The sequence below is a fragment of the Inquilinus sp. CAU 1745 genome (assembly GCF_039839375.1).
GTDB lineage: Bacteria > Pseudomonadota > Alphaproteobacteria > DSM-16000 > Inquilinaceae > JBDOQU01.
On record NZ_JBDOQU010000027.1, the window covers coordinates 1 to 13,111 of the forward strand.

General features: G+C 67.2%; 10 protein-coding genes and 1 riboswitch. Of the genes, 9 read left to right on the plus strand and 1 reads right to left on the minus strand.

Annotated features, from left to right (window positions below):
• Positions 1 to 188: 188 nt before the first annotated feature.
• Positions 189 to 1,265 carry a Glu/Leu/Phe/Val dehydrogenase dimerization domain-containing protein gene (locus AAFN89_RS20585; protein WP_347541165.1) on the minus strand — a complete coding sequence of 359 codons (1,077 nt, stop codon included), beginning with the start codon at positions 1,263 to 1,265 and terminating at the stop codon, positions 189 to 191.
• 248 nt (positions 1,266 to 1,513) lie between these two features.
• Positions 1,514 to 1,626, plus strand: a riboswitch (TPP riboswitch).
• Between AAFN89_RS20585 and AAFN89_RS20590 the strand changes: the two genes are divergently transcribed.
• The 9 genes from AAFN89_RS20590 (at position 1,618) to AAFN89_RS20630 (ending at position 12,929) form a co-directional block, all read left to right on the plus strand.
• Positions 1,618 to 2,226, plus strand: a complete 609-nt coding sequence (locus AAFN89_RS20590) for a YkoF family thiamine/hydroxymethylpyrimidine-binding protein (RefSeq protein ID WP_347541167.1) — start codon at positions 1,618 to 1,620, stop codon at positions 2,224 to 2,226. (Overlaps the previous riboswitch by 9 nt.)
• A gap of 50 nt (positions 2,227 to 2,276) precedes the next feature.
• Positions 2,277 to 2,861, plus strand: coding sequence for an ECF transporter S component (locus AAFN89_RS20595; protein WP_347541169.1), 585 nt, complete (start codon positions 2,277 to 2,279; stop codon positions 2,859 to 2,861).
• The gene (locus tag AAFN89_RS20600; RefSeq protein WP_347541171.1) at positions 2,858 to 4,516 is read left to right on the plus strand and encodes an ATP-binding cassette domain-containing protein; all 1,659 of its coding nucleotides are present in this window, start codon (positions 2,858 to 2,860) and stop codon (positions 4,514 to 4,516) included. The genes AAFN89_RS20595 and AAFN89_RS20600 overlap by 4 nt, the downstream gene beginning before the upstream one ends.
• Positions 4,510 to 5,241 carry an energy-coupling factor transporter transmembrane component T gene (locus AAFN89_RS20605; protein WP_347541172.1) on the plus strand — a complete coding sequence of 244 codons (732 nt, stop codon included), beginning with the start codon at positions 4,510 to 4,512 and terminating at the stop codon, positions 5,239 to 5,241. The genes AAFN89_RS20600 and AAFN89_RS20605 overlap by 7 nt, the downstream gene beginning before the upstream one ends.
• Positions 5,242 to 5,553: 312 nt before the next feature.
• Positions 5,554 to 9,321 (plus strand): nitrate reductase subunit alpha, encoded by a 3,768-nt coding sequence (locus AAFN89_RS20610; RefSeq protein WP_347541174.1) that lies wholly within the window; start codon positions 5,554 to 5,556, stop codon positions 9,319 to 9,321.
• Positions 9,318 to 10,850, plus strand: a complete 1,533-nt coding sequence (gene narH, locus AAFN89_RS20615) for a nitrate reductase subunit beta (protein ID WP_347541176.1) — start codon at positions 9,318 to 9,320, stop codon at positions 10,848 to 10,850. Before AAFN89_RS20610 ends, narH begins: the two co-directional genes overlap by 4 nt.
• A gap of 11 nt (positions 10,851 to 10,861) precedes the next feature.
• Complete coding sequence (gene narJ, locus AAFN89_RS20620) at positions 10,862 to 11,479, plus strand: nitrate reductase molybdenum cofactor assembly chaperone (RefSeq protein WP_347541178.1); 618 nt, start codon at positions 10,862 to 10,864, stop codon at positions 11,477 to 11,479.
• 17 nt (positions 11,480 to 11,496) lie between these two features.
• The gene (gene narI / locus AAFN89_RS20625) at positions 11,497 to 12,213 is read left to right on the plus strand and encodes a respiratory nitrate reductase subunit gamma (protein ID WP_347541181.1); all 717 of its coding nucleotides are present in this window, start codon (positions 11,497 to 11,499) and stop codon (positions 12,211 to 12,213) included.
• Positions 12,210 to 12,929, plus strand: coding sequence for a peptidylprolyl isomerase (locus AAFN89_RS20630; protein WP_347541183.1), 720 nt, complete (start codon positions 12,210 to 12,212; stop codon positions 12,927 to 12,929). Before narI ends, AAFN89_RS20630 begins: the two co-directional genes overlap by 4 nt.
• Positions 12,930 to 13,111 lie beyond the last annotated feature (182 nt).

Below are 13,111 nucleotides of genomic sequence, written 5' to 3' on the forward strand. Positions count from 1 at the left end.
CGGCCCATGCCCGCCAGACCAACACCAAGAACCCTCTACAGGCTCAGAGAACCCCCAAGAAAACGCCAAGCTTACGCCCACCTCATAGTAAGTTAGCGCCTATGGGATCAAGTCCAGCATGACGTTGTTTTTGTTGTTCATTCCGGCCCCAGAGCCGGAATCCATAAGCCTTTTCAGCCTCCGCCCTCCTACGCCGCCAGCGCGCCGCGCTTGCCGTGGGGGCGGAAGCGTTCTTCGGCGATGCGGTCGGCGGCCTCGCTGGTCGGGATGTTCAGCCGGTCGGCGCGGGCGAGGATCGACAGGATGGTGCCGTGGATGCCGTCGACCTTTTCCGTCACCTCGGCCTCGCTGTAGCCCGTGCGCTCCGCCGCGACATTGATGACGCCGCCCGCATTCAGCACATAGTCGGGCGCATAGATCACCCCGCGCTGGCGCAGCGCCATGCCGTGCCGGCTTTCGGCGAGCTGGTTGTTGGCCGATCCGGCGACGATCCTCGCCTTCAGCGCCGGGATCGTCCGGTCGTTGAGCCCGGCGCCCAGCGCGCAGGGGGCGAACACGTCCGCCTCGACCGCGTGGATCGCCTCCACCGGCGCCGCCGTCGCGCCGAACGTCGCCACGGCCTCCGCCGCCCGCTCGGCGCGCACGTCGCTGACCCACAGCAGCGCGCCCGCCTCATGCAGCATCCGGCAGAGATGCCAGCCGACATTGCCCAGCCCCTGGACCGCGACCCGCAGCCCGTCCAGCCCCCCGTCCGATCCCTGCACGCGGCCGGAATACTCCACCGCCGCCCGCAGCCCGACGAAGCAGCCGCGCGCCGTATGCCAGGAAGGGTCGCCCCGCCCACCCAGCGCCGCCGGCAGCCCGGCCACGAATTCCGTCTCCTTGCGGATCTCCGTCATGTCCTCGACACTGGTGCCGACATCCTCGGCCACGATGTAGCGGCCTCCCAGCCGGTCGACGGCGCGGCCCATGGCGCGCATCAGCTCCGGCGTCTTGATCTTGCGGGAATCGCCGATGATGACGGATTTGCCGCCGCCCAGCGGCAGCCCCGCCAGCGCGGATTTGTAGGTCATGCCGCGCGCCAGCCGCAGCGCGTCCCGCGCGGCCTCCCGCTCGTCGGCATAATCCCACATCCGGCAGCCGCCCAGGGCAGGGCCGTTGCCGGTGTCATGGATCGCGATGATGGCCTTCAGCCCCGTCGCGGCGTCGCTGGCGAAGACGATCTGCTCGTGATCGTCGAAATCGGGATCGGAAAACACGGTCATGGGGTTTCCTCGCATGTTGCGACGCAAAATTATTGGGCGTCGTCTGTTCTTGTTTCCCCAATCATTCGAAAAATAGGCATCGAGGTCAAATGAACAAAGATCGAACACTCAAGTAAGACCGGATGTTTACTTAAACGGATTTGACTGATTATTTGCTGCCGGTAGCCACCGGAATCGCGAAATAAAATTTCCACGACCGAATGTCGTCAAGTGCCATTGCATGCCGCCGCCTCGGGTGCTACGTCACCCTCTGTCGACAGGGGTGTCCCGTATCGCCGGGGCTGAGATGAAGGCGTCATGCCTTCGGACCCTAAAGCTGATCTGGATCATACCAGCGGAGCGAGACCGACCCATGTTCTCCGGCGCGCAGATTTCCCTCTATCCCATGACCGACGATTTCGTCGGAATCATCCTGGGCGCGTTGAGCGCGCTCGACCCCTACCGCCCGTCCTTCCGAATAGAGACGGACGATATCTCCACCCTTCTGGTCGGTCCGCCCGACCAGCTCTTCCCGGCGATGCGCGACCTGTTCGTCGCGGCAGCAATCGGCGGCCGGCACGTCGTCCTGTCCGCCGCCGTGTCGCGCGGCTGTCCGGGGGAGCCGGACGACCCGATCTGCGCGCCATCGGCCGATACCGGCGACCAGCCGCCGCTCGACCGGCGGATCGCGGAGGCCCATGAGGCGGTCGCCGCGGCCCCGCCGACGGGCAGTCCGGTCGCGGTCCAGTTCTCGCTCTACCCGCTCGGCGTCGGGCATCACATGGACGAGATCTATGGCTGCATCGACTTCCTGAAGGGCTCGCCCGTCTTCGACCGGTCGAAGAATTTCTGCACCCGGCTGAAGGGCGATGCCGGGCCGGTCTTCGCCGCCCTGGCGGAGGCGTTCCTGCGCTTCGGCGCGCCGGACGGCCATGTCGCGCTCGACCTCACCGTCTCGGCGAACAGCCCCTCGGCCGCCTGACGGCCGGCCTTCTTCCTCTTCCCCATCCACCTTCTGACAGGACGAAATCCATGCCCGAGAACCGTAGCTGGAGCTTGCGTGAAATCCTCATCGTCACCGTCCTGGGCGCGGTCTTCGCCGTGCTCTATCTGGGCTGGGTGCAAATCTGGCTGGTCGCCCAGGCGATCTTCGGATCGATGACCATGGATGTCGTGATGGGTTTCTGGTTCATAGCCTCGATCGTCGCGGCGGCCATCATCCGCAAGCCCGGCGCGGCCTTCGCGGCGGAGATGCTGGCCGCCGCCGTCCAGGTGTTGCTGGGCAGTCCGGCCGGCCTGCTTCTGCTGGTCACCGGCGCGGTTCAGGGCGCTGGAGCGGAGATCGTGTTTGCCGCCACGCGCTGGCGCGACTATTCGCTGCCGACGCTGATGGCGGCGGGCGTCGGCGCGGCTGTCTTCTCCTTCGCCTATACCTGGGTCCGGTTCGACTATGGCGCGCTGGAGCCGACGATCCTGCTCGCCATGTTCCTCCTGCGCTGCATCAGCGGCGCGCTACTGGGCGGTCTGGCCGGCCATCTGATCGTGGAGGCGCTCTACCGCACGGGCGTCCTCTCCGGCCTGGCGATCGACCGCGCCAAGCGCCTCGCCCGGGCGTGACCGCGACCGGCGGCGTGCCGGCGGCCGAATGGCGTAGCGTCTCGGTCCGCTACCCTTTCGCGGACGCGCCGGCCGTCGGCCCGGTCGATCTCGCGGTGGGGGAGGGGGAGAGGGTGCTGCTGCTGGGCGCATCCGGCTCCGGCAAGTCGACGCTGCTCCTGACGCTGACCGGCCTCGTCCCCAACGCCATCCCGGCGACGGTGGAGGGGACGATCCGCCTGTTCGGCGATCCGGTGGCGGCTCGAAGCTCGGCCGGATGGGCCGCCGCCGTGGCCCAGCTCTTCCAGGATGCCGACCAGACGCTCTGCGGCATGCGGGTGGAAGATGAGATTGCCTTCTCGCTGGAGAACAGGGCGCTGCCGGAGGATCGCATCGCCGAAGCGGTCGGCGCGGCGATGCGGCGCGCGAGCTTGCCGGAGGCATGGCGCGGTCGGCGGGTCGCCACCCTCTCGGGCGGCGAAAGGCAACTCGTCGCGCTCGCCGCCGTGCTGGCGCAGGATTCACCGCTTTTCGTTGCGGACGAGCCAACGGCCCATCTCGCCCCCGCCGCCGCCGACCGGCTCCGCCGCCTGCTGCTCGACGGCGCCGGTGGACGCGGGGCGCTGATCGTCGACCACCGGCTGGATGGGCTGATCGAGGAGATGGACAGGGTCGTCGTGCTGGGCGGCGACGGTGCGGTGCTGGCCGAAGGCCCGCCCGCACCCTTGTTCCGGGCGCAAGGGGAGGCGCTCTCCGCCCTCGGCATCTGGCGGCCGCTCGGCAGCCTGCTGGACGACGATCTCCGCCGCGCCGGCCTCGCGTCCCCCGAACCGCCGCTGACGGTGGCGGACGCGCTCGCCGCCCTCGACCCCGCCACCGCGCCTGCCGAAACGATCGACCGGGCGCGCCCGGTCGTCAGCGCCTTCGTTACCGCCCGCATGGCGGGCCACGCCCATGCGGCGGGAGGCATGGCTCCGGTCGCCCGACTCGCCGGGGCGGATTGCGCGCCCTTCCTCGGCCCCACGGTGCTCCGCAATGTCGATCTCGTCATTGGCCGAGGCGAGGTGGTCGGCATATTGGGCGCGAACGGGGCGGGGAAATCGACCCTCGGAGCCAGCCTCGCCGGCCTCCTGCCGCTGAAGGGCGGCCGGCGGGAGGGCGCGCCCGGCGGGATCGCCTTCCAGAATCCCGAAAACCAGTTCGTCGGCGGCACGGTGCGGGAGGAGCTGGAGTCGGCGCTCGGCCGGAACCGGCCCCTGACGCCCGCCATGACAGCCGAATGGGGCCTCGACGGCCTGCTGGACCGCCACCCGTTCGAACTGTCGCAGGGCCAGAAGCGGCGGTTGGCGCTGGCGACGCTGGCCCTCTCCGACCGCTGGCCGCTGCTGGTGCTGGACGAACCGCTGGCCGGGCTCGACGCGGCGGGGTCGGCGGTGATCGTCCGCCGTGTCGAAAGCCTGGCCCGCGCCGGCCGCGCCATCGCCATCATCACCCATGATATGGATTTCGCGCTCCGCCTCTGCCCGCGCTCGATCATGCTGGGCGACGGCCGCGTGCTGGCGGAAGGCCGAACCGCCGATTTGCTGGGTCGGCCGGACCTCCTGGCCCGCGCCGGCCTCGCCGAACCGGCGATCGCCCCCGCGCTCCGCTGGCTGGAGAGGGCGGGGCGGTGCTGAAGGCGCTCGACCCGCTGGTCAAGCTGGCCGTCGCGCTCTCCTGGATCGCCGCCGCCGTGCTGGTCTTCGATCCGCGATTCCAGCTCGCCGCGATCCTGCTGGCCGGCGGCGCGCTCATCCTCTTGAACCGGACCAGCCCGCTGCTGCTCGCCGCGCTGATGGTCCCGTTCTGCCTGTTCGGCCTCGGTTTCCTGACCACCAGCCTGCTCTTCCGCCAGGAAAGCGACTTCGCGCTCAAGATGTCGGCTGAGGCGCTGGTCGCCTCGCCCGCCTTCTCCGCCGGGGTGACGCTCTTCCTGCGCGCCGTCGCCTGCGGCATGATCTCGGTCTTCTTCGCCTTGACCACCGATCCGGGCGCGCTGGTCCGCGCGCTGATGGCCCGCTGCCGCCTGCCGCCGCGCGTCGGCTACTCGCTCTTCACCGCGATGAACCTGGTCCCCGACCTCTTGTCGGAGGCGCGGCGCATCCGGCTCGCCCGCGCCATGCGCCGTGGCCGTCCGCCCCGCCGCTTCCCCGGCCCGGCGGAACTGGCCGGCCTGGTCATCCCGCTGCTGGCCTTCGCTATCCGCCGCGCCGGCCGCGCCGCCATCGCGATGGAGGCGAGGGGACTGTCCAAGGACGGCCCCCGCACCATCGCCAACGTCCCCCGCTTCGGCCCCGCCGACGCGCTCTTCGCTATCCTCTCCTGCGCCCTGCTGGCGGCTGGCATCTGGTTCGTCCGTTGATACGAAACCCCCTCACCCAACCCTCTCCCACGGAGGGGAGAGGGCTACCTTTTTACCCTCGCCCCTCCGGGGAGAGGGAGGGACCCGACCCGAAGGGGCGGGAGGGTGAGGGGCGCGCGCTGGCGCGCTCCTGACCAGAACAATCGCTCTGGCCCTCTGTTCCTCAACCTGTTGATGTGAAATACTGTCTCGGGGGTTCCGCCCGCGACATTCAGCCATATGGGGTTCGGTTCGACGGCAGGGGAAGAATACCAGGGCTGAATGCGCTTTATCGCGTGCGCGGCGTGCAATGACAGGAGAGGGAGCCCATCCGTGAGCCATTTCCTTGAGCGCATGACCTATCTCTCCCGCCGCCGCGAGCCGTTCGCGAACGGCCTTGGCGAGCTTCGCGACGAAGACCGGATGTGGGAGGAGGGCTACCGCCTGCGCTGGCAGCACGACAAGGTCGTGCGCTCGACCCACGGGGTGAACTGCACCGGCTCCTGTAGCTGGAAGATCTATGTGAAAAGCGGCGTCGTCACCTGGGAAACCCAGCAGACCGACTATCCGCGCACCCGTCCGGGAATGCCCAACCACGAACCGCGCGGCTGCTCGCGCGGGGCCTCCTACAGCTGGTATCTCTACAGCGCCAGCCGCATCAAATACCCGATGGTGCGCGGCCGCCTGATAAAGGCGTGGCGCGAGGCCCGGAAGACGCGCGGGCCGGTCGAAGCCTGGGCCGCGATCGTCGACGATCCGGAGATCGCGAAATCCTACAAGGCCATGCGCGGCCGTGGCGGCTTCGTGCGCTCCAACTGGGACGAGGTGAGCGAGATCATCGCCGCCGCCAACGTCCACACCATCGAAAGATGGGGGCCGGACCGCATCGTCGGCTTCTCGCCCATCCCGGCCATGTCGATGGTCTCCTACGCTTCCGGCGCGCGCTATCTCAGCCTGATCGGCGGGACCCTGCTCTCCTTCTATGACTGGTATTGCGACCTGCCGCCCTCCAGCCCGCAAACCTGGGGGGAGCAGACGGACGTCCCGGAATCGGCCGACTGGTATAATTCCGGCTACATCATCGCCTGGGGCTCGAACGTACCGCAGACCCGTACCCCCGACGCGCATTTCTTCGTCGAGGCGCGATATAACGGCACGACGGTCGTCGCGGTCACGCCCGACTATTCGGAGGTCGCGAAGCTCTCCGACCTGTGGCTCCATCCCAAGCAGGGGACCGATTCCGCGCTGGCCATGGCGATGGGCCATGTGGTGCTGCGCGAATTCTTCCTCGACCGGCAATCGCCCTATTTCGAGGATTATTGCAGCCGCTACACCGACATGCCGATGCTGGTTCGGCTGCGCCGCGACGGCGACCGCTGGGTCCCGGATCGCTATGTCCGGCAGAGCGACCTGCCCGGCGCCCAGAAGTCGGACGGAAAATCGGACCGCGCCGCCTGGAAGACGGTCGCGACAGAGAAGGAGACCGGGGATCCCGTGGTGCCGCGCGGGTCGATCGGCTATCGCTGGCCCGCGGAGGGCGAGCCGGCCGGGCTCTGGAACCTTGAGCAGAAGGACGGGGAGACGGGCGAGGACGTGGCGCTGGCGCTCAGCCTGATCGATCGCCGCGACGAGGTCGCCTCGGTCGCCTTCCCCTATTTCGGCGGCCGGCCACACGAACATTTCACCGCCAACGACCAGGGCGGCGACATCCTCCTGCGCAACGTCCCGGTCCGCCGCCTGGCGCTCGCCGACGGCGAGGCGCATGTCGCCACGGTCTTCGACCTTATGTGCGCGCATTATGGGCTCGACCGCGGCCTCGGCGGCCAGGCCGCCGCCTCCTACGATGACGACATCCCCTATACGCCGGCCTGGCAGCAGGCGATCACCGGCGTCCCGGCCGGCCGCGCCGTCGCGGTGGCGCGCGGCTTCGCGGATAATGCGGAGAAGACGAAGGGCCGCTCGATGGTCATCATCGGCGCGGGGATGAACCATTGGTATCATCAGGACATGGGCTACCGCGCCATCATCAACATGCTGATGATGTGCGGGACGGTCGGCGTTTCCGGCGGCGGCTGGGCGCATTATGTCGGCCAGGAGAAGCTGCGGCCGCAGACCGGCTGGACGATGCTCGCCTTCGGGCTCGACTGGGCGCGCCCGCCGCGCCACATGAACGGGACCTCCTTCTTCTACGCCCACAGCGACCAGTGGCGTTACGAAACGCTCGACGTGGCGGAGCTTCTCTCCCCGCTCGCCGACCGGGCGCCCTATCAGGGCAGCTTCATCGACCTCAACGTGAAGGCGGAGCGGATGGGCTGGCTGCCGTCCGCGCCGCAACTCGCGGTCAATCCGCTGACATTGGCGGCCGACGCCGACAAGGCCGGCCTTTCGGTCGAGGACCATGTCGTCGCCGGGCTCAAATCCGGCCGGATCGGCATGTCCTGCGAGGATCCCGACAACCCGGTCAACTTCCCGCGCAACCTGTTCATCTGGCGCTCCAACCTGTTCGGCTCCTCGGGCAAGGGGCATGAATATTTCCTGCGCCATTTCCTCGGCACGCGGCACGGGTTGCAGGGCAAGGATTTGGGTGAGATGGACGGCGTCAAGCCGGACGAGGTCGAATGGCGCGACCCGGCGCCGGAAGGAAAGCTCGATCTGGTGACGACGCTGGATTTCCGCATGTCGACGAGTTGCCTCTACTCCGACATCGTGCTGCCGACCGCCACCTGGTATGAGAAGAACGACCTCAACACGTCGGACATGCATCCCTTCATCCACCCGCTGTCCGCCGCGGTGGACCCGGTCTGGGAGTCGCGCAGCGACTGGGAAACCTACAAGACGATCGCCCGGCGCTTTTCCGAACTCGCGGAAGGGCGCCTCGGGGTCGAACGTGATGTCGTGCTGACCCCGATCATGCATGACACGCCCGCCGAACTGGCCCAGCCCTTCGAGGTCAGGGACTGGAAGAAGGGCGAATGCGACCTTGTCCCGGGCGTCACCGCGCCGCGCATATCCGTCGTCGAACGCGACTATCCCAACACCTATCGCCGCTTCGTCGCGCTGGGCCCGCTGGCCGACAGTCTGGGCAATGGCGGCAAGGGCATCGCCTGGAACACGGAGGACGAGGTCGCGGGCCTCGGCAACCTGAACTACCGGGTCGATGATGGCGGGCCGACGGATGGAAGGCCGCGGATCGAAACCGATATCGACGCGGCGGAAACCATCATGCACCTCGCGCCGGAAACCAATGGCGAGGTCGCGGTGAAGGCGTGGGAGGCGCTGGGCAAGATCACCGGGCGCGATCACAGCCATCTCGCCCGGACGCGCGAGGACGAGAAGATCCGCTTCCGCGACATCCAGGCCCAGCCGCGCAAGATCATCTCCTCGCCGACCTGGTCGGGGATCGAGAGCGAGCATGTCAGCTACACGGCCAGCTACACCAATGTGAACGAGCTGATACCGTGGCGGACGCTGACCGGCCGCCAGCAATTCTACCAGGACCATCGCTGGCTGCGCGATTTCGGCGAGGGGTTCGCCCTTTACCGGCCGCCGATCGACACCCGGACCGTCTCATCCATGCTCGGCCGGCATGACAATGGCGAGACGGAGATCGTGCTGAACTTCATCACCCCGCACCAGAAATGGGGCATCCATTCGACCTATACCGACAATCTCCTGATGCTCACCCTGTCGCGGGGTGGGCCGATCGTCTGGGTATCGGAAATCGACGCAGCGAAGGCCGGCATCGTCGACAATGACTGGATAGAGCTGTTCAATCTGAACGGCGCGATCGCGGCCCGCGCGGTGGTCAGCCAGCGGGTCAAGGAAGGCATGTGCATGATGTACCATGCGCAGGAGAAGATCGTGAACGTGCCGGGTTCCCAAATCACCGGCCTTCGCGGCGGCATCCACAATTCGGTGACGCGCACGGTCCTGAAGCCGACCCACATGGTCGGCGGCTACGCCCAGCTTTCCTACGGCTTCAACTATTACGGCACGGTCGGCTCGAACCGCGATGAATTCATCATCCTCCGCAAGCTCAACAAGGTCGACTGGCTGGACCATTCCAACCCCGTCGACCGCGCCAGGGAGTCCGCGTCATGAAGATCCGCGCCCAGATCGCGATGGTGATGAATCTCGACAAATGCATCGGCTGCCACACCTGTTCGGTGACCTGCAAGAACGTCTGGACCTCGCGCCAGGGCATGGAATACGCCTGGTTCAACAATGTCGAGACGAAGCCCGGCATCGGCTATCCGAAGGATTGGGAGAACCAGGAACGCTGGCGTGGCGGCTGGGAGCGGAAGAAGAACGGCAAGATCGCGCCCAGGCAGGGCGGCCGGCTTTCGATCCTGGCCAAGATCTTCGCCAATCCGCATCTGCCTGAGATCGACGATTACTACGAACCCTTCACCTTCGACTACGAACACCTTCAGAACGCGCCGGAACTGCCCACCACGCCCGTGGCGCGGCCCTTGTCGCTGATCACCGGCCGTCCGATGGACAAGATCGAATGGGGGCCGAACTGGGAAGAAATCCTCGGTGGAGAGTTCGACAAGCGGTCCCAGGACTATAATTTCGAAGCAGTGCAGAAGGACATATACGGGCAGTTCGAAAACACCTTCATGATGTACCTGCCCAGGCTGTGCGAGCACTGCCTGAACCCAAGCTGCGTCGCCTCCTGCCCGTCCGGCTCGATCTACAAGCGGGAGGAGGACGGCATCGTCCTCATCGACCAGGACAAGTGCCGGGGCTGGCGCATGTGCGTGTCGGGCTGTCCGTACAAGAAGATCTATTACAACTGGACCTCCGGGAAGGCGGAGAAATGCATCTTCTGCTATCCGCGCATCGAGGCCGGCCAGCCGACCGTCTGCTCGGAAACCTGCGTCGGCCGCATCCGCTATCTGGGCGTCCTGCTTTATGACGCCGACGGCATCGAGACCGCCGCCTCGGTCGAGGACGAACAGGATCTCTACGAAGCCCAGCTCGCGCTGTTCCTCGATCCGAACGACCCCGAGGTCGCGGCCCAGGCGCGCGCCGACGGGGTCCCCGACGCCTGGATCGACGCCGCGAAGCGTTCGCCGGCCTACAAGATGGCGGTGGACTGGAAGATCGCCTTTCCGCTCCATCCGGAATACCGCACCCTGCCGATGGTCTGGTACGTGCCGCCGCTGTCGCCGATCCAGTCCCACGCCAATGCCGGCGCGATCGACGCGGTCGGCGAACTGCCGGACGTGCGCTCGCTTCGCATCCCGGTGCGCTACCTCGCCAACCTGCTGACGGCGGGCGAGGAGGAGCCGATCGTGCTCGCCCTCGAGCGGCTGTTCGCCATGCGGATTTATTTTCGCCAGCGCCAGGTCGGCGAAGGCGACGGGCAGGCGGTCCTGGAGCAGGCGGGGCTGACCCGCGCGCAGGTCGAGGAGATGCACCGCTATCTCGCCATCGCCAACTATGAGGATCGTTTCGTCATCCCGACCACCCATCGCGAACATGCCGAGGACGCCTACGGGCTCAGGGGCTCCTGCGGCTTCAGCTTCGGCAATGGCTGCGATTTCGGCCCGCCGCACTCGACGCTGTTCGGCGGCAAGATGGGCCGCCACAAGCCGCACCCCGTCCGGCCGCTGGATACGTGAGGACGCCGCCGATGATCCTCTTCAAGGCGTTCAGCGCGCTGCTTTCCTACCCGACGGAAGAGATGCTCCAGGCGCTGCCGGAGATCGCGTCGGCGGTCACGGACTCGCCCCTGGTGGCCCCGAAAGAGCGGCGGGACATCCTCGCGCTGATCGACGAGCTGGGCCGGGGCGAGCTTCTCCAGGCGGAGGAGCGCTATGTCGACCTGTTCGACCGGGGCCGGTCGATGTCGCTCCATTTGTTCGAACATCTGCATGGCGAAGGGCGGGACCGCGGCCAGGCGATGGTCGATTTGAAGCGCGTCTATGAGGAGGCAGGGTTCGAACTCTCTTCGCGCGAACTGCCGGACTATCTGCCGGTCGTGCTCGAATATCTCAGTTGCCGCGATATCGCCGAGGCGCGGGAGATGCTGGCCGACTGCGCCCACATCCTGACCGGGATCGCCCGCTCGCTGATCGCCCGCCGCAGCCGCTACGCCGCGATCCCGCAGGCGCTGATCGTCATCGCGGGCGAACGCCCCGTCGACGCCGGCGAGATTCCGGCCGCCGCGGAGTCCCCCGAAGCGCTCGACAGGGATTGGGCGGAACAGCCCGCCTTCGGCGGGCCGACAGCCGGCCATCCAACCCCCTGACGCAAAGGAGCAGCCCCGTGTCCAGCACCTATGTGAATACGCTCCTCTTCGGCGTCTACCCTTATATTTGCCTCGCGACCCTGCTGATCGGCAGCCTGATCCGCTTCGACCGCGAGCCCTATACCTGGAAAAGCGATTCCTCCCAGATGCTGCGGGCCGGCCGGCTCCGGCTCGGATCGAATCTTTTCCATTACGGCGTCATCATCGTCATCCTCGGCCATTTCGTCGGGTTCCTCGCGCCGCACTGGGCGGTCGACTGGGCGCTCAGCCCGGTCGCCCATCAGCTTCTCGCCATGGTCGTCGGCGGGATCGCGGGGGCCATCGCCATCGTCGGCCTGACGATCCTCATCCATCGCCGGCTGGCCACCCCCCGCATTCGGGTCAACAGCCGGAAATGGGATATCGCCGTGGTGCTGATGATCTGGCTCCAGCTCGCACTTGGCCTGCTCACCGTGCCGCTGTCGGCCTTCCATATGGACGGCGCGCTGTTCGAGAGGCTGACGGGCTATGTGAAGGGGATCGTGACGCTCGACGCCGGCGCCGCCGACCTCCTGATCGGCGCGCCGCTGACCTACAAGATCCACATCTTCCTGGGCTTCACGCTCTTCCTGGTCTCGCCCTTCACGCGGATGATCCATATCTGGAGCGGCGTCGGCGCGCTCTCCTACTTGTTCCGGCCCTATCAGATCGTGCGGACGCCCAAGACGCGGGCGAAGGACCCCATCCGCTCATGATCGCGACGGTCAACGGCGTCGCCGTGGCGGCGGACGCGGCGGAAAGCCTTGAATTCGCGACCGTGCGGGAACTTCTTCGCCAGCGCGCCGTCGCCGTCGGCGCGCTGGCCGACGATGTCGAGGATGATGAGGGCGTCGGCGCGGGCATCGAACGCCTGCTCGGGGACGAGGTCGGGATTCCGACGCCGACCGAGGAGGAATGCCGCCGCTATTACGAGGCCCACCGACAGGAATTCCGGAGCGGCGATCTCGTCCACGCCCGCCATATCCTCTTCCAGGTCACGCCGTCGGTCAGCATTCCCGTGATAAGGGCCCGCGCCGAACAGGTGCTGGGGGAATTGCTGGCCGATCCGGACCGCTTCGCCGACATGGCGCAGGAGCTGTCGAACTGTCCCTCCGGCGCGCAGGGCGGCAACCTGGGCCAGCTCTCGCGCGGCGAAACCGTGCCGGAATTCGAGGAGGCTTTGTTCCGGCTGGACTCGGCCGGCATCCTGAACGGCCTCGTCAAGACGCGCTTCGGCTTCCACATCGTGGCGGTGGACAGAAGCATCCACGGCGACATCCTGCCCTTCGAGATGGCGAGAGAGCGGATCGAAAGGCTGCTGAAGGGCGCGGTCGAGGAGCGGGCGCTCCGGCAGTACGTGTCGATCCTCGCCGGCCAGGCCGAAATCGACGGCGTAGAACTCAACGCCGCCGCCACGCCCCTCGTCCAGTAACCCCCTCACCCAACCCTCTCCCCGGCGGGGAGAGGGCTTACTTTTCACCCTCGCCCCTCAGGGGCTACGGCATTCACACATCTTTGGTTGAGTGGCGTTGGATGATCTGATTCTCTGGGTTTGATTGGGATTGGAGGATTGGACGATGGAGACGTCGCTGGGGCGGTTTGGTGACCGCCGCC